This window comes from Rhizobium sp. Nf11,1, from assembly GCF_050587665.1.
GTDB lineage: Bacteria > Pseudomonadota > Alphaproteobacteria > Rhizobiales > Rhizobiaceae > Rhizobium.
In genome coordinates this window covers 1-17,805 of sequence record NZ_JBOBHU010000041.1, presented here as the reverse complement: position 1 = coordinate 17,805, position 17,805 = coordinate 1, and the positions used below count along the sequence as shown (strand labels likewise).

General features: G+C 59.8%; 10 protein-coding genes and 1 pseudogene. 5 read left to right on the top strand and 6 right to left on the bottom strand.

Translation table 11 applies throughout. The features are described 5' to 3' along the window. The 3 genes from tnpC (ACQ7C1_RS30840) to tnpA (ACQ7C1_RS30830) form a co-directional block, all read right to left on the bottom strand. Positions 1 to 1,494, bottom strand: a protein-coding gene (gene tnpC, locus ACQ7C1_RS30840; RefSeq protein ID WP_430961086.1) for an IS66 family transposase whose coding sequence is annotated in 2 segments (ribosomal slippage) — positions 1 to 1,028 and positions 1,030 to 1,494 — 1,493 coding nt annotated over the 2 segments. Because the reading frame shifts where the segments join, the coding sequence is not laid out codon by codon here. This gene is flagged as partial in the annotation. 45 nt (positions 1,495 to 1,539) lie between these two features. After that, positions 1,540 to 1,887: an IS66 family insertion sequence element accessory protein TnpB gene (gene tnpB, locus ACQ7C1_RS30835; RefSeq protein WP_430961085.1), complete on the bottom strand. Its 348-nt coding sequence runs from the start codon at positions 1,885 to 1,887 to the stop codon at positions 1,540 to 1,542. Then, positions 1,884 to 2,204, bottom strand: a complete 321-nt coding sequence (gene tnpA / locus ACQ7C1_RS30830) for an IS66-like element accessory protein TnpA (RefSeq protein WP_430961087.1) — start codon at positions 2,202 to 2,204, stop codon at positions 1,884 to 1,886. Before tnpA (ACQ7C1_RS30830) ends, tnpB (ACQ7C1_RS30835) begins: the two co-directional genes overlap by 4 nt. Before the next feature lie 290 nt (positions 2,205 to 2,494). Between tnpA (ACQ7C1_RS30830) and ACQ7C1_RS30825 the strand changes: the two genes are divergently transcribed. Continuing rightward, positions 2,495 to 3,043, top strand: a complete 549-nt coding sequence (locus tag ACQ7C1_RS30825; RefSeq protein ID WP_430961084.1) for an IS4/Tn5 family transposase DNA-binding protein — start codon at positions 2,495 to 2,497, stop codon at positions 3,041 to 3,043. Here the strand turns inward: ACQ7C1_RS30825 and ACQ7C1_RS30820 are convergent. Continuing rightward, entirely contained in the window at positions 3,000 to 3,383 is a 384-nt protein-coding gene (locus ACQ7C1_RS30820) for a hypothetical protein (RefSeq protein WP_430961083.1), read from the bottom strand. The two genes, ACQ7C1_RS30825 and ACQ7C1_RS30820, sit on opposite strands and share 44 nt — an antisense overlap. A 232-nt stretch (positions 3,384 to 3,615) precedes the next feature. Between ACQ7C1_RS30820 and ACQ7C1_RS30815 the strand changes: the two genes are divergently transcribed. Further along, a complete protein-coding gene (locus tag ACQ7C1_RS30815) occupies positions 3,616 to 3,894 on the top strand; it encodes a hypothetical protein (RefSeq protein WP_430961082.1) in 279 nt (92 codons plus the stop codon). Positions 3,895 to 4,231: 337 nt separating this feature from the next. Here the strand turns inward: ACQ7C1_RS30815 and xopAD are convergent, their stop codons facing one another. After that, positions 4,232 to 12,796: a XopAD/skwp family type III secretion system effector gene (gene xopAD / locus ACQ7C1_RS30810; protein ID WP_430961081.1), complete on the bottom strand. Its 8,565-nt coding sequence runs from the start codon at positions 12,794 to 12,796 to the stop codon at positions 4,232 to 4,234. A gap of 944 nt (positions 12,797 to 13,740) precedes the next feature. Continuing rightward, positions 13,741 to 14,130, bottom strand: a complete 390-nt coding sequence (locus ACQ7C1_RS30805; protein ID WP_430961080.1) for a hypothetical protein — start codon at positions 14,128 to 14,130, stop codon at positions 13,741 to 13,743. A gap of 1,432 nt (positions 14,131 to 15,562) precedes the next feature. On the opposite strand from ACQ7C1_RS30805, the gene tnpA (ACQ7C1_RS30800) reads away from it, so the two are divergent. The 3 genes and pseudogenes from tnpA (ACQ7C1_RS30800) to tnpC (ACQ7C1_RS30790) all read left to right on the top strand — a co-directional run. Continuing rightward, positions 15,563 to 15,994: an IS66-like element accessory protein TnpA gene (gene tnpA, locus ACQ7C1_RS30800; RefSeq protein ID WP_430961079.1), complete on the top strand. Its 432-nt coding sequence runs from the start codon at positions 15,563 to 15,565 to the stop codon at positions 15,992 to 15,994. Next, positions 15,991 to 16,347 carry an IS66 family insertion sequence element accessory protein TnpB gene (gene tnpB / locus ACQ7C1_RS30795; RefSeq protein ID WP_430961078.1) on the top strand — a complete coding sequence of 119 codons (357 nt, stop codon included), beginning with the start codon at positions 15,991 to 15,993 and terminating at the stop codon, positions 16,345 to 16,347. The genes tnpA (ACQ7C1_RS30800) and tnpB (ACQ7C1_RS30795) overlap by 4 nt, the downstream gene beginning before the upstream one ends. 71 nt (positions 16,348 to 16,418) lie before the next feature. Continuing rightward, positions 16,419 to 17,805, top strand: a pseudogene (gene tnpC / locus ACQ7C1_RS30790) (IS66 family transposase); the annotation flags it as partial.

Here is a 17,805-nt window from a genome sequence, read left to right as displayed (position 1 = left end):
ATGATTAGCGTCGCCATGAAGCCGGCGCGATCGGCACCACGATCGGAGCCGGCAAAGAGCCACGACTTTCTGCCGAGGGCAAAGCCGCGCAGCGCCCGTTCGGCGGCGTTGTTGGTGAGGCAGATCCGGCCGTCACCGAGGAAGGTCGTGAAGCCGTCCCAGCGCTTCAGCATGTAATCGATCGGCTCGGTGACCGGTGAACTGCGCGACAGCTTTGTTCGCTCAGATCGAAGCCAGGCCTGAAGCGCATCAACGAGCGGACGGCTGTCCTTCTGACGTCGTTGCAGCCGCTCGTTGGCCGAAAGACCGTTAATGTCGCGCTCGATGTCGAAGAGAGCGTCGATGCGCTTGACCGCCTCCAGTGCAACCGGCGAGATCGCGGCAGCATTCTTGCCGCGTTTGGCGTTGCTGGCGATGTCGGCGAGCACGAAGAACTTGCGCCGAGAATGGGCCCAGCACAGCGCCTGCGTCAGCGGAACGGGATCGCGATCCACCTTGAACAATGGATTGTAGCCGCCATAGGCGTCGGCCTGCAGAATGCCGGTGAAGTTCTTCAAATGACGCTCGGGATGCTCCTGCCGCCGGTCGCGCGAGGCATAATAGAGCGCCGCCGGTGGCGATTGCCCGCCGAACGGCCGGTCATCTCTGACATAAGTCCAGATGCGACCCGTATCGGTCTTCCCCTTCGCCAGGATCGGCACGGTGGTGTCGTCGCCATGCAGCCGTTCGGCGGCCAGCACATGCGCTTCGATCAGCGCATGCACCGGCTTTAATGCCGCGGCGCAGGCCCCGACCTGATCGGCGAGCGTCGACAGGCTGAGGTCGATGCCCTCGCGGGCATAGCGTTCGCTCTGCCGGTTCAGCGGCTGGTGCTGACCAAACTTCTCGAACAGGATCATCGCCAAGAGGTTCGGTCCGGCAAAGCCGCGCGACGTCACGTGGAAGGGTGCCGGCGGCTGGGTGATCTTCTCGCATTCGCGGCAAGAGAACTTCTCGCGTACAGTCTGGATCACCTTCCACTGGCGCGGGGGACACCTCCAGCGTCTCGGTGATGTCTTCGCCCAGCTTCGCCAGCTTGGCAGAGCCGCAGCACGGGCAGTTTGATGGAGCGGCAAGGACGACGCGCTCGCGCGGCAGATGCTCGGGGAAAGGCTTGCGCGATGGACGCTTGCGCTCGAAGGCCCGGACCGCCGAGGAGCGCGCCGCCATCTCCGCCGCCAGTTCGTCTTCTCCAGCGTCGGCCTCCAACTCCTCGAGCTGCAGCTCCATCTGTTCGAGAAGCCGGGCCTTGCGCTCCGAGCGGCTGCCATGGATGTCGCGCGTCAGCTTCTCGATCTCCAGCCGGAGCCGGGCAATCAGTTTATCCGAATGCGAGTTCACTGCCTGGGCGCGAGCGGCGAGCGCCTCGGCTTCGCGGCGGGCAGCGCGCTCGGCGAGGATCATCGCATGTGCACTGGCAAGGTCGTCGGGAAGCTGATCAGCCGCATCGGTCATGGTGGGATGGAATCATATTCGCTCCCGCCGTGCCAGCGGTTTTGCTCATCCCGCCGACGTCGGACGCCAAGTTTTTTGCGGCATTCGCCAGTCGATGCCTTCGAGCAAATAGCCGAGCTGCGCCGGCGTGATCACCACCGTGCCGTCGGCCGCCGACGGCCAGATGAAGCGGCCGCGCTCGAGCTTCTTCGTGAACAGGCAGGCACCCTGGCCATAGTGCCAGATCACCTTGATCAGCCCGCCGCTCCGACCGCGGAAGACGAAGAGATGGCCGCTCATGGGATCGCGCTTCAACGTCTCCTGCACCATCAGCGACAGGCCGGGAAAGCCCCTGCGCATATCGGTATAGCCAGTGGCCAGCCACACCTTCACACCGCTCGGGACGGGGATCATCGCCGCTCCAGAACATCGAGGATCCGTGCCATGGCTTCGGTATCGATGTCGCTCTCGACCCGAAGGAGACGGCCGCCGCCAAGCTCGATCATCACCATGCTTGCTTTTTTGCGCGGCCGGGAGACCGGCGGCGGCTCGGCCGGGGTCGCTGGCGCTGGCAGCGCTTCGATGACCTCCACCGGAACGAGTTGCGGGACGGACGGCGCGGAGATCTGGCAGAGCTCCTTGCGCCAGCGGAAGAGCTGGCTCACATGGATGCCGGCCGAGTGCGCAATCTCCGAAACACTTGCGCTTGGCTCAAGCGTCGCCGCGACCAGCCGCTACTTCTCCTCGCGAGACCAACGCCGACGCCGCTCGACCGACGTAATCACCTCAATCTGATGCTTCGTCATAGGACTACTCCTAGTGCTTGCACTAGGACTTGCAATCTTCAGCCTACCTCGGCAAGGCGGCCATCACCGGCTTGCAATTACCCATAAGGGATAAGTAGCTGACTCGTTTACGGAAAGTTTTCAGTGAAATCTTGAATCGAAAGAATCGCTTGTGATTCTGTGTCGAGCACCTGATTCGTTTAAGGCGGTGCTTTATGTCGGTTCGAGACGATCTGATGGCTGATAATGACGGCCATTGGAGCAAGCAGGAAATAGACGCCGGGTCTTTCAAAGATGCGCGTCTTGGACGACGCTGCTCGGAGCTTTTACGACAGCTTGGAGAGCATATGGGCGGCTCTATTCCTTTTGCCTGCCAGGACTGGGCCAGTACCAAAGCGGCGTATCGCTTTTTCTCCAATCCGAATGTTGAGGAAGGCGATATCCTCAACGGCCACTTTGCCGCGACCGCCCAACGCTACGATGCTTGCAATGGTCCGATCTTGGTGCTGCAGGACACGACCGAGTTTACCTATCAGCGCCGCAATCCGCATGCCGTTGGCTTTACCAAGAGCGTCAACAGTGGCCGAGACAAACAGGAGCGGCTGCGCCACCATACGGTCTGCGGGATATTGATGCATTCGAGCCTTGCGGTGACCTTGGATGGGCTGCCCTTAGGGTTGGCGGCCGTCAAGTTCTGGAGCCGCGACAAGTTCAAGGGGACCGCCCAGCTCAAACGCAAGATCAACCCGACACGTGTTCCGATCGAAAAGCATCCGTTGGCTTGAAAATCTGCGTCAATCCGTCGACCTTCTCGGCCAGCCAGACCGATGTATTCATGTCGGCGACCGCGAAAGTGATATCTACGAGCTCTACTGCCTGACCAAGGAGCTTGGCACGCACTTCGTCGTGCGGACCGTCGTCGACCGGCTGGCTGGCAACGGGGATCACACAATATCGGCTGAAATGCGCGATGTTGAAACTGCCGGACAGCACCTTATCGAAGTTCGCGCCGATACCGACGAGGTCACCAAAGTCCACCTGGATATCCGCTTCAAACGGATCCGGGTGCTGCCGCCCATCGGCAAGAAGAAGCGATACCCTGCATTGGATCTTACCGTCATTCACGCGGTAGAGCCCAACCCTCCGGCCGGCCGCAAGCGCATCGAATGGAAGCTGCTGACCGATCTTGAGGTGATAGCTGCGAGGAGGCCGTCGAAAAGATCAAATGGTATGCGATGCGCTGGAAGATCGAGGTCTTCCATAAGATCCTCAAGTCTGGTTGTCGGGCTGAAGACGCAAGATTACGAACGGCCGATCGACTGGCAAACCTCGTCTTATGAGCTGGAGAGTGCTCTGGTTGACAATGCTCGCGCGCACTGCACCCGAAACACCGCCAACTGCGGCACTCACCGAACAGGAAATTGAAATCCTCGATCAAATGGTAAGCAACGCAGGTAACCGGCAGGCGACGCCGGGATCGTTAAATTTCTATCTCACCAAACTCGCTCGTTTAGGTGGTTACCTTGCAAGAACATCAGATCCGCCACCGGGAAATACAGTCGACTGGCGCGGCCTCAGCCGGCTGACAGACATTCGCCTCGGAACCGAAATAGCAGCGACACTCAGATGTGGGTAATTGCAAGCATCACCGGAGGGGTACGGATCAAACGGGGAGCTGCGGGATCTGAGACCCCCGCAACCTGATGGCCGCGCGTATTGCGGATACGAACAAGCCCGGCGCGGGAAGGGGCCTTCGCCGACTAGCTCAGTCGATGTACCGCTCGCTACTGCACTGGTTCTCTTGCTCTGGTGCTGTGAACGAAACACCGCATGGTCGCCTGGTAGGTCTTGGCTCACTCGACTGCTCTTAGCTCGGCGCGACTGGCGCGCCAGCGGCTGCTTCGTTCAATCCTGTCGCAAAGACTAGATTTGGCAAATTCGACTGGCTTGGCGTGCTGTTTCCAGCATGCGTATCAATACATCGTCAGTCTGCTTTGCAGCGCCTGTCGATCGGCGATGAGGGTGTGGAGGTGCAGTGGCTCGTGGGCTGGCCGCTCCCCGTCCACCAATCGCTTGACCAACGCCCGCGTGCCGTCCACGACAAAGACGCCGCAATCGTAGTCGTTCGGCTGTGCGGCCATGCGGGCTGGCACCAAGGTGGCGTCCAGCCGTTCTGCCAGCTGTGTTGCGGCTTCGTCGTTATATCTTCTTTGCTGGAGGGAATCGTAATGATAGGCGACCTGCCGCTCCGGATCGCGGCGATCGACGAGCAGCAGCGACCAATGGGTGCCGCGGCCATCAAAGGTGCCATTGTTCACTGGAAGGAACAGGAAGTCGGCCGGGGCGGCGTTTCGATTATAGATCGACTGCAGCATGCCTCGCGCGTGTTGCAGCTCCATGTGGCGCAGCAGATGGGATACCGACGGATCCACCAGCCTTATGCTGGCGGCAAGCGTTGGATCGATCCCCTGCAGCTGCTGCTCGAGGAAATCGTAATCCGTCTGAATATGGGCATCGCTCAGCCACTCGGTGGTACCGAGCACCGACGCCTCAGGGCGTTTCGAAGCTGGCGCATCGGACCTCCCGATCCGAGCATCGAAGGTGGGGGGCGTCGGCGTCGGCGCAGAACGAATATCGTCGTACGTAGCCTCCGGTGGCCTGGCGATCTCCGCCTTTCTTGATTGTCCCGCAGCTCGCAATCCAGCGACTGCGACGCTACCCTTACCATCGCTCCAGTGTGTTATGCTCAGCACGTCATGGGGTCTGCTAACGGCCTTGTAGCTCTCTGTCACCTTCTGCTCGAGTTCCTCTGTCTTCTCAGGAGCATCGCGGCGCTTCAGCTGCTGCAGCTCTTTATAAGTATCGTGGTTGTCAACTTTGGCGCTGTAGCTGGCCGGGGTGTGGAATTCCATCTGGAAGCGATAGCCTGCTGCTGTGGCAAGTACCGCGTGGATGCCGAGATAAGTGGGACGCTCGAACTTGAACCAGTTGGTCACCTCAATTTCGGTGTAATCCTGCTCCTCGAACGCCAGAATGGCTGCCTTGAAGGCACGTGTAAAATCCTTGTCAGGAATCTCGAAGACGTGACGTACCGCACTGCTGATCAGCTGTTGGGTGCTGTCGGATGAAACGCTCGTTCCGGCGAGCTGCTCTCCTATGGAGCGTTCCGACCTCAGCCGGCGCTCCAAATGAGGCATTTTCACCTGAATGCCCATTTTTCTGAGGCTTGCAGCGACGTTGAGTGCCGCTGCGGTGATTTTGCCCTCTTCTTTCATTGCGCGGGCAGCCTCAGTTCTAGCGCGCTCCGAGGCCTCCTCGCGGGTCAGCGTAATCGTCTCATCGGAATTCGCTGCTGCGGACGGCAAGCCCGAGGACTCGCGCAAGATGCGTTCGTCCACAGCGAGACTGATCGAGGTTTGCATGACTGAAGCCGTCAGCGTGGGATTGTCCTCCAGATCCTCCAAGGCTGCCCTGAAGTCAAACCTTCCATGGTTGAGAGACGCTGCCAAGCCCTTGACGTATGGCACGGACCTCAAGCCAGGCGTTGTATGCAGCAGCCGCTGAAGGTCCCCGCTCTTCTTCGAAAACAGCTGAGCGCCAGTATTGGATTTGTAGGCGTCGGTGCCGACCTTGATGCCGAGGCTCAGGAGGTTGTTTGCGCTTTGCACCAGGTCATCCGGATTGTAACCGTCCGGGCGAGGTTCGATCCGCGCCGGATAGTTGTCGATCAAAGCCCGAATGCGGTCTCTTGGTTGAGAAGTTGCCGGATAGGAATCCGCCAAATCCGGGAGAAGATCTGAGACAGCTGCGCTGAGCGTCGTGCTTTCGGTGCCCTCCGCGTGTTCGACTGTCTCGGGCGCTGGCTCCACCTCATGCCCCTCTGCCCATGCTTCAAGGTCGGCAACGAGCAACTCGGCCATTTCGCGAGCAACCGGATGTTGAGCGATCTCGATCTCGCGCCTCGCTCTCGCAAACAGGTTCTCGATATCCTGGCCGCTCACCTCTTCCCGGCCTAGCAACTGACCAATGTCGCGTCGGAGTTCATGGTGGACGCCCTCGTAGGTGCCAAAGATGGCGCGCTCCGCAAACCAGCGCCGTGATTCATGAGACTGAGCCAGAAAGTTTCGCTGTAGACCGCTGTAAGTTTCCAAGACATCCTGGGTGGCAGCGAGAATCTGGCTGGCGCGACCAAACTGGTAGGTGTCGCCGTCAAGTGCTGGGGTATGCGACTTTGGCGGCTTAAGGGATGGAAGTCCGAGAGCTTGCTCCTTTTCATCGAATTCACGCACATGCTCATAAAGCTGCGGCCGGTCGCCGATGATGATGACGGTGTCGCCGTCGAAGTCGCCGTCAAGTTTTTTCTGTTCACCGGTCGGCACGGCGATCAACGACCCCGGGGCAAACACCTCGGTGGCCTGCAGGACGCCGAGGCAGTCGAGTGCCGTATCCTCCTTGACGCGGTCCTTGCCTGTCGTCCACTGCGAATGGCACTTGACGTCCTCCGCAGACATCACCAGCGCACGATCGGCGTAGTTCGCCGGCCACATCTCGTCCGGCACGACGATCAGAATGCCTTTAGCAAAGAAAGTCGGATCGTCGGCCGCGAGTTCCTCGCCCGATTTCTGGGCGACATTAAAGCTGTATTGCATGGCCACACACGCGCCTAGGAACACTGCTGTCGGGTCCCCACCAGCGGCTGACCTGACCAGGTCGGTGGCGATTGGCCGCAGGTTGGGCTTATCGTACGGCGAGCGCCCGATCAGCACGCCGTTCGTCCCCGTTAAGGTCTCGCTTTTGAGCGTCGGCACATGGAGACATTCATCACCGGACGGTACCGCAACCGCGCCTGGACCGTCGATATGTCCGCTAGTCAGGGTTCGAAACAACTCCTCGGCCGTCAGTCGTTGCCCCTGTCGACTATCGAGCCAAATCTTAGCTTTCTCTCGCACCTCATTTGCCACCATCTCGCTTCGCGGATAATGTTGCAGCGCCGTGGCAGGCAGGGACGATCTCCTTCCTTCACCAAACGCAGGCACCCGAGCAGCACCTTCCTGCCCACCGGCCAGGCGAACAGCCTTCATACGAGTGGCCAGCGAAGCCTTGATGAAGCCGCAGCCGTCATGCGGTCGCAACGCAATCGGACCTTCCCGCCCAGTTAGCTTGAAGGGATGTTCACTGGCAGGGCGGTCCGGCAGCAACGACAGTTTGAATGCGCCTTCCAGCGCATAATCGTGAGGACCTAAGTCCTTGAGAGCCGGCGGCGCGGCAAAACCCCGACGCTGAGTGTAATAATATGCCTCTTTGAAAGGTGCCCAGGCGCGCGACAGCTTCTCAAAGGAAGTGCCTGGTGCGGTTTCGGCATAGGGAATCGCCAGCAGCTTCCCGCCGGAAGGCTCTGGTTCCCCCCGACCTGGAAGTTTGGCCGCGATCTGGGAAAGGGTTTTTCGCGGCGGCTTTAACTTGCTTCCGCCGAACAGATCCATGCGGTATGGCACGCCCTCGACGGTTAACGTGCGTGCCAGCATAAACGGGCTCGGCTTTCCTGGCAGTTGCACCGCAACCATCTTCACTGCCCCCGAGGTCAGGCGATAAAAGATCGAATAGCGCGTCTCGGGGTCCGTGGCCAGTTGCCGGCCCTGCATGTCGACTACCGGCAATCGCATCAATCCCGCCTCACCCTGCGGCGCTCTGGGTTCATGGTCCATGGCTCGCAGAACCTGATGGACGTCGAAGACGGACGCCGAATGTTGGGCTTGGACCGTTGCGGCATTCTGCGCCACGAACGTGTCGAGCGCATCGATCGGACGTTCAGCCTCGATTTGCGCGATCAAGTTCCAACTCATGCTGGAAAGGTCGCTTTCGATGAGCTCGCGCGTGCTGTCCAGGATTTCCTTGGTCTTGGACTGCAGCTCGTCGCGCCTCACACGCAAATCAGACTTGCTGCCCTCAACATACGGCCGCCGCAGCAATGTTGCCAGGTTCGCACGGGCCTTGAGCACTTGATAAATCGACAGCGCGGGACGGCGTGTCGAGTTCGGCCCCCGGTTCCGCTCGGCATCGCTTGCCCTGAGATGGGCCTCGATCTTGTGCTCCACGATAGGTTGGATATCATTAAGCAAGTTCAAAGCCTGCCTTCGGTGCCAACGCAGCTGCTTGCGCGGGCTGCGCGCCAGCGGCAGCAGAGCGGCGCAAATGTTTCCCATAATTTCGAGGTTGTTCTCAACCGCAAAGCCAGGGGCCTGATGCAATTGCCTCAGTCGATTTATTCCAGGGGCTGCGAGCAAGCTAAGATCGTCATGCAACTGGGCCTTGGCCAACGCCTTCAAGATGCTCGTGACGGCCACCGCGTCGGCCTCGCCGATGCGATCGCTCGCATAATGAAGATAATGAGCCAGTTTGTGTAGTCGATCTTTCAGCAGCGCGGTCTCTGCGATCTCTCCGGCGTCCTCTCTCCTCATAACCCCACGCGCCAAACTGTTGGCGATACTGGAGAGCCCGTGCGTCGTAAAATGACGGTATGGTCGACCGGCCGGGCCAAGTCTGCGGGCGATCTCCAAAACCGCCTGGCTGCATGCCTCCTCTTCCGCACACCTGTCGAAGCCGTTGAGCAGATTTGCCAGCTGCTGCGAGCTAAAACCAGAGAGCCGATCGGCGTCGCGAATCACCTCGCCGGCGATCACCGCGGTGGCCTGGCGTGATTTCTCCTCTTGCGGCCACTTGCTGAAGCCGTTCACCAGGTTCGAAAGGTGCTGCGATGTAAAATCAAGGAGCTGGTTAGCGCTGCGAATTACCTCGCCGGCGATTACCGCGGCGGCCTGGCGTGATTTCTCCTCTTGCGGCCACTTGCTGAAGCCGTTCACCAGGTTCGCAAGGGCCTGCGGATCGAATCCAGGCAGCAGGTCGCTGGGGCTGGCGCGACTGACCACCTCCGCAGCGATGGCAACGACGGCGTCGCAGCAGCCAGCCTCGTCAGGACACTTGCTGAAGCCGTTCACCAGGTTCGCAAGTGCCTGCGGACCAAACACAGGCAGCTGGTCGGCCCGGCCACCGACCTGACGCGCGACCGCAACGATGGCGCCGCGGCAGTCCTCGGACCACTTGCTGAAGCCGTTTACCAGATTCGCCAGATCTAGCTCATTAAATCCCGACAGCTCGCCGGCGGCGCGAGCCACCGCCCGCGCGATCGCGACGATAGCTCCGCGGCAGTCCTCGGGCCACTTGCTGAAGCCGTTCACCAGGTTCGCCAGATCCTGCCCAGTGAAGCCCTGCAGGCGCCCGGGGCGGCTAACCACGGCACCTGCGACCGCAACTGTGGCTTGATAGGAGTTTTCCGATTGCGGCCACCTGCTGAAGCCGTTCACCAGGCTCGCCAGGTGGTGCGCATCAAACATAGGCAGCTGATCGGCGCAGCGAAGCACCTCGTCAGCGACAATGTTGGTGGCGTGACCCAAATTCTCCTCTTGCGGCCATTTACTGAAGCCGTTCACCAGGTTCGCCAGATGCTGCCCATCAAAATCAGAAAGCCAGACCTCGCGGCGGCTGGCGCGGTGACAGACCTCAACGGCAATTGCGACGGCAGCGCGTGAGCACTCCGCCGCCTGCAATTTGCTGAAGCCGTTCACCAGGTTCGCCAGATGCTGCGGATTGAAATCAGAGAGCCCGACCTCGGGGCGGCTTGCGCGGTGACAGACCTCACTGGCAATTGCGACGGAAGCGCGGGAGCACTCCGCCGCCTGCAACTTGCTGAAGCCGTTCACCAGGTTCGCCAGATCCTGCCCAATGAAACCCGACAGCTCGCCGGCGGCGCAAGGCACCGCACGCGCGATCGCAGCGATAGCTCCGCGGCAGTCCTCGGGCCACTTGCTGAAGCCGTTTACCAGGTTCGCCAGATCCTGCGGATGAAACCCGGATAGATCGGCGTCTTTATCGGCGCGGCGACAGACCGCATCGGCTATGACGACGGTTGCTTGGCGTGAGTGTACCAGTTCCGGCGCTTTGCTGAAGCCGTTCATCAGGTTTGCCAGAGCCTGCGGATTAAACCCGGATAGATTGGCGTCTTTATCGGCGCGGTGACAGACCTCATCGGCGATTGCATTGATAGTGCCGCAACACTCCGCCTCTTGCGGCCACTTGCTCAAACCGTTCACAACGTTAGCCAAGTTCTGCGGACCAAAATCAGACAGCCCGGCGGGGCGGCGGCGAATCTCGGCGGCAACTGCTATCGCGGCTTTACGAGCGTTCTCGTGTTCCGGCCATTTGCTAAAGCCGTTGACCAGCAGTGCCAGACTTTGACCGTTGAGCTGGGAAAGCGCTCCGCGTTGCTCATGAAAAATCTTGGCGATACCAATCATTCCATTGCGACATTCCGTTACTCGGGGATAGCGACTGAAAGACAATACGAACAGTGAAAGCGTTTTACTTTCAACGTCTTTCAGCGCGCTGCCGAGTCTCGACACCTGAGCTGCCATGGCGCTGCAAGCTTCCATGCCTGCCTGACCGCCAGTTTTCCGGCTGATCGAGTTGCAGGAGGTGGCGTACCCCCAGGTATTGCGGACGCGGACATCTTGCTCCCATCTTGGAATAAATTGACGAGTGAACTCGGAAGCGGCCCTTTGGAGGAATGTTGCATGATGTGCCTGGCCTTGCAGACTCTTGTCGTACTTCACCACAGCGCACGAGAATTCAGTGATGCCGGGAGCGAAGGAAATCTCATGTAAAGCGTCATTGAGTAGTGCTTCGTTGTAGCTCTGTGCGGCTACATTGTCGAAACGCCGCCGTCCCGCTCCTGCCGCTGGCCTGGGCTCGCTTTGCTCCTGAGGTGGGAGCGTGTCTGGTTGCGAGCGACTCGGCTTTGGATCGCGGAGCCGCCAGTTCTCATGAAAACGCAAAGACTTTTTTTCCCTGGCCGTTACTTCGCCTTGCGGACCTTGGGTAGAATGATGTTGAGGCCCACTGGCTGCCCGTCGCGGAGTCGTGAGGGCTCGGGCGGGACCTATGGATGAATCGGCGGATTTGCCGCCAAGGGCTTCGTCGGCCCCTAGCACAACGCGAGCATAGGACATTCGTTTATACTGGGAGCCAGCGAGCGTCCGCTGCACGCCGACATCGGACGATTGGCTGCTCTGTCCAACGGCGTGACTTGATTGCGGGGGCGAGCTGCTTGATCCAGCTTCCCCAATGCCCACAGTCTGGCTACCAGTTGGGAGCGCGTCCGGTTGCGATGTTCCGGGTCCTTGATCGCCGGGCCGGGGTTCGCCCACGAAGCTTTTTTCTCGAGCTCGCGCTCCATCAACCGACAACGAGGGAAGAACACGCCCCGCGGTAATGCCTGCACGGGGCGCAGCGTCCGCAATTCGATGTGGACTAATGGAGGGGCCCGATGAACTGTTGCCAAGGGAGAGAACCTCGGTTGCTTGCGCCGTGCCGCTCTTGCCCGAAACGACTTGCGGTTCCGGTCGCCCGGGGGCCGAACTTCGGGCGCCAGCGGAGGGCTTGCGCCTGCTTTTCCCCTTCCTGCGGGTCGAAGTGCCTTCGGCCGGTGCAGCCCTCTCCGTCACAGCCTGGCCGGTAGTGTCGGTCGCAGTCACAGCGGCAGCCGGCCGTTCGCTGATGGATGATCTCGTTGGCTGCAGGTCCAAGAGTTGCAGGACCTGGTCCGCAGTGCCTCGCGCGCCTTCCGCTATCTGACCCAACAATTCCAACGGGAGGTCGGCACCTGTTCGGTCATCGCTTAGCCTGCCAAGCAAGTCGGGCAACGCCGATGCAAAATCCAAAAGCCTCTGCATGACGCCTTGCAGAACGGAGCAGTCTATCGAGTCGAGTGGGCGCCCTGCCTTGGTCTGAAGAGCGCCGCGCGTCCGATGCACCGCCGGCAAAACTGAGGCGCTGAGGGCATCCAACAGAGGTACTCGCCCGTTCTCACCGATAAGCATTTCCCTCAGTGGCGCTTGGAAACTGCTCGCTCGTGGCTCAATTAACAACCGCGCGAGCTCGATCCGCGATTGCAGAACCATGAACCTCGACATCAGTGTCGAGCCGGTATGCAGTCGCAATTTGGCCTCTTCGGCCTGCTGGATCTCGGCATTTGTATTTGGTAGGTTGGCAGTGACGGCATAGGCTAACTGGATGCGTTCCGCGCGCCATGTCTTCTTTTCCCAAAACTCCACGCAAGCTATATAGTGCCTTGCCACACTGGAAACCGCTTGGCTCAGCTTGGCGGGGCTAGGGTTGGATCGGAGGACCAAGGCGAGCACGGCGCGCGCCTTGTTACGAATCTCTAGCAATTGCATGCCGTCCTTGGCGAGTTCCATGCATTCCGATGCCGCATCGAGCACCAGATCCCGGGTTAGACGCGCATGATCATTGGACAGAATGCTATCGCTCCCTGGGGCCAGACTCGCGTGATATTCCAGAACTGTCGAGCCTGCATCGACGATTCGATCGAGCGCCTCTTGCTTCTCCTCCAGGGTAGGGCCTCGGTTGGCGGTTAGGCTAGCTTCAAGGCGGCTAGATTCAAATTCTGCAAGCAAGCCTTTCATCTGTTGATCTTCTGCCTTGATTTGTCCGGCGGTTATACAAAGCGGGACTGCCATGTCCGACTTGGATGGCTGGTCAGCGACTAGAACTGTGGCATCACCCTCCGGGACTGAGGGAAGACGGCGCCGCCGCACGGCGCCTGCTCTTGTCAGCGCGGTTGCTCGAACAACAGCGGCCAGCACTCGCCGTGCGCCCGCGGAAGGGCCGGACGACCTCTCCCCAGGGTCTTCGTCGGCAGTGCGTGCGCAGGACGCACCTGTGCCTTGAGACCCAGAGTGCATCACCTCCAGGATGGAATTGAACTTTTGGCGGCCCTCCGCCAGGGGAGGGCCTGATTGCGAGCGCGAACTGCTTGATCCCGAAATATTGTCGGCCCCAGCATTCCTAATACGCGAGTTCCCAGGTGGGCCAATGACCGTCATATTCCATCTCCGAAACGGCGAAAATGCCGTGCCTATCATTTTGCGGGCTGGTGTCGTTCAGCGCTCGTTGGCCAGCGTTTGGCTGACATGTGCAATCGCCCAGATGCACACGTAAATCTCATCGCCAATATCCCATCCCGCCTGAGCGGGTTTAGGCCAGAGGACGCTCTGGAAGTTGCACTGCCTGCGGCGCGAGTTTCACCACGAGATCGATCGGAGTGACCCCCACGCACAGCCAGGCCGGGAAGCTGCCGAACTTTCCGGCGAATACGTCGAAGAAACATAGATGGAGGCCCGATGCGTCTCCTCCTAACGTTTCTGACATGGCTGCAGACTTCGGTGCGGCGCGCGCTAAAGCACTTGCAATGTTCAGGCGGTAGCTGCTCCGCTTGAGTCTGCGCCGGCCGGGGCCGCCCGTGCGCGTTGCCGTTTCGGTCGAGCCATTTCGCTCACCGCACATGACAATGGACACGGCACATAGCCATCAGCGGCCCGCCATCGCTGCTATCTCCACGAGCGTCCGATCACATAAAGTCATCCTCATAGGAGTCTGAACTTGGTTCAGTTTTCCCGCTATCCTTAGTTTTGCAGAGATACTGCTGCGGTTTGCCCACACGCTGCCATTCACCGGCACTGTTCTTCGTCCACTTGTCGGGATGCTGAGTAGGGTCAAGGACCATGTCGCCATCATCCACTTCAACAAACCCCATCGTCGCTGCGCGGGCTTGTGCTTCTGGATTAGCCGCACGCCAATTCAGTAACGGTCGTTCGCCGTCCCTCCGAAGTTGATGCTCCAGCAGAATATCGCCTGCATTCTCGACGAGCGGATGAGTTACCTGAAGATCCACTATAGAGGTGACCTCAGTTCGACCGGGAAATTGTTCCCGCCACCTTTCGGATTCAAACTCAGTCATGCTGAATCCGCCTTCTGTTCTCAGCAGTCCAACACAGTGGTCTCCCAGTTGGTAGCTGTAATATCGCGCGTGCTCCGAGTCTCGACGCACGCCGTATTGACTAGCAACGTCCGCAGTGCGTCTGGCGCGTGACGATATGAATTCCGAATACTCTTGTGGATTGTCTGCGATGCGCGTGATCTCAGCGCCGTGAAATTGCCTCGCCTCCCTCCTGAAAGTAGATCTGTCGATCTGCACCACCGGAGGGTTGGCTTGGAGGGAGTAAGCTTGCGTAGCCGCTGACGATGAGCCGCCGCTGGAAGCCGATGCGGTTATGTGCATCCGGGCAAACGTGGCCGCGAACTCTTGGCTTCCTGCATCCGTTTGCCGCCTCCCCCTACGCGTGTATTGGATATCAGAAGAGTCACCAATTCGACCATACATGACGATTCGCTCCTGTGTTTTGACGTGAGTTTAGGTTGCTTGGCGCGGCAGCCCTAGATAGACGACTTGGCTGACTACTGGCTGACGAAGGCGTTGTCCGGATGCACGGTCATCCATCCGGCAGGGCTGCCGATTGACCCACATCGTCGAGCTTGATCCAATAGAGATGCCGAAAGCGATGTCGTGCAAACCGGTCAAGGTTTTGATAGCACTTCACCTGCAGCCAAGTCGGGTCGTTGTGATGCGATGACATCCCGTCCAAGAGCACTGGGCGAAGGCGCGAAGGCCAGGATCTTTGGGCGACACTCGGGCAGCCTGTTCGTCTGCGCCCGCACGAGGAAGGCGGTACCAAGGTCCTACGTGGCGCAATAGAACTCGTAGATGTCGCTGTCTCGATCTGCACGCGCGCGAGATTGACGAGCCGCTTGAGCGAGAGCGTTCCCTTGAATTTCGTTCGTATCCACAGCCAGCGAGGGTGACGGCCAGACTGTAAGCATTCGCCGAGGAACGCAGGCTCGAGTTCTCTTGCGTGATCGGCGTTTCCATTTTGCGGCTATTGAGTCGCCGTTGTCGCTGAGTTTCGCAACATGGACTTTGATGGGATGTGTGCGCGACGAGCATCCCACGGCTTTCGTCTATTGATGGAGGAGGAAGCTTATCTCGCGGTCGCAATCAGCAAAGAAAAGGTGGGCTGTTCGTCGCGCTCACGGTGGGATCGTAGTGTGACCAATTCGTCGTGCAGTTCATGGTTGCTGACGGCAAGGGCCACAGGGATTGCTCGGATCCCCACGGACCGCTGACGTCCTCTGGAGGGCACCGCTCGATCACGTCGAGAAGGACCGGACCGTTGAAGCGCGCAACATTGCAAAGGCCTTTTTCGATCTTGACGGCATGCGCGGCTGGGCGCGGCTGTAGATACGGTCGCGCCTTGAAAGTAAGCGGTGTTTTGCCCCCACCTTCCGGATCAGCGTGTGATTGTTGATGTTGTTGCCGAACGAGGCTTCGACATATGACGATTACAGGTTTTACGCATGGCACCAGTGTAGACGTGCCGGTGCAACGGTTTGAGGTTTTCACGGGAACTGGCCGTCGCCGCGACTGGAGCGACGAGGAGAAGGACCGAATTGTCGCTGAGAGCTATAGCGGCGAGATGTCGGTCAGTGCTGTTGCGCGTCGACATGGGTTGTCTCCCGGACAATTGTTTACGTGGCGTCGGCAGGTGCGAAGTCAGGCGAAGCAAGATTCGCCGCCGATGTTTGTGCCAGCGGTAATTGATCGTCCAGCAGAGGCAACTCCGACACGGCGAAAGACGATAACGAGGAGCGCACTTCCAGTTGCGGCAATCGAGTTGGAGGTTGGCGGCGCGATCGTCAGGATCGCATCTGGTACGGACAGCGCGACCATTGCTGCCGTGATCCAGGCCTTGAAGGCTCAGTCGTGATTGGTCCGTCCGGTGCGGTAAAGGTGATGATCGCCACCAAGCCCGTCGACTTCCGCAAAGGTGCTGAAGGATTGGCAGCACTGGTGAAGGCGGAGATGGGTGCTAACCCATTCTCTGGCACGATCTATGTCTTCCGCGCCAAACGAACGGACCGGATTAAGCTGATCTTCTGGGATGGCAGCGGCGTGTGCCTGGTTGCCAAGCGGCTTGAGAATGGCGAGTTCCATTGGCCTCGAATGCAGGACGGCGCGATGCATCTGACGGCCGCCCAGTTCTCGGCTTTGTTCGAGGGATTGGACTGGAAACGCGTGCATGCGCCGAGCGAAACGCGCACGCCGGTAAAGGCTGGATGACGGCCGCGACCAATTGAATCAGCACCATCCAGCCTCTCGATCCGAGCGGTAAAATATGGTGTTCTCGATCCATGACGATAACGGCGGACGAGCTTCCGGATGACCTGAACGCGTTGAAAGCGATGGTGCTTTCGCGCGAGGCGGAGAATGCCCGCCTGCGTCAGATCATCAAGGAATTGCAGCGCCACCGGTTCGGTCGCCGTGCCGAGACGCTTCCCGAGGACCAGCTTCTGCTTGGGCTTGAAGAGGCCGAGCAAGTCGAGGCTGCCGGTCTGGAAGACAATGCGCAAGCCTCCCCTTCTGTTCTACAGGCGCAGGTCGCCAACGGCGCACGAACAGAGGTTCGCTGCCAGCACATCTGCCGCGCGTCGAGATCGCGGTCGATATCGATGACCATGCCTGCCCCTGCTGCCGCAACGACCTGCATCGGATTGGCGAGGATGTCAGCGAGAAGCTCGACATTGTGCCTGCCCAGTTCCGCGTGCTGGTGGTCCGCCGCCCAAAGTATGCCTGCCGGGCCTGCGAGGAGGTCGTTGTCCAGGCTCCGGCACCGACAAGATTGATCGAAGGCGGCATCCCGACAGAGGCAACCGTCGCCCAGGTGTTAGTCTCCAAATATGCCGACCACCTGCCGCTGTATCGTCAGGCGCAAATCTACAAGCGCCAGGGCATCGATCTTGATCGTTCGACGCTTGCCGACTGGGTCGGCCGAGCCGCCTGGCATCTACGCCCGGTCCATTAGCGGTTGCTTGATCATCTGAAGTCGTCGTCCAAGCTCTTCGCCGACGAGACGACAGCCCCGGTGCTCGATCCGGGACGCGGCAAGACCAAGACCGGCCAACTCTGGGCCTATGCGCGTGATGACCGGCCGTGGCAGGGAAGTGATCCGCCTGGTGTCGTTTATGTCTATGCACCGGATCGCAAGGCCGAGCGCCCGATGACTCATCTCGAAGGCTTCGTCGGAATCCTGCAGGTCGATGGTTACAGTGGTTATCGACCGCTTGCGGCCAAAAATGCCGTGTCGCTGGCATTCTGCTGGTCTCACGTTCGACGTCGCTTCTATGAACTGGCCGCTGCCGGTCCCGCACCCATTGCCACCGAGGCGCTACGGCGTATTGCCGAACTCTACAGGACTGAAGACGACATCCGTGGCCGCGCCCAAGACGAACGCCGCGCCGTCCGACAGGAGAAGAGCCGCCCGATCACCGACAGTCTTGCTTCCTGGCTCACCGAACAGCTCGGCCTCATCAGCCAGAAGACAAAGCTGGCCGAAGCAATCCGATACACCTTGTCGCGCTGGGATGGGCTGACTAGATTCATCGATGACGGCCGCATCGAAATCGACTCCAACGCAGTCGAGCGATCTATCAGGCCAATTGCTCTCAATCGGAAAAATGCCCTCTTCGCGGGTTCCGACGCTGGGGCCGAGCACTGGGCGACCATCGCATCACTCATCGA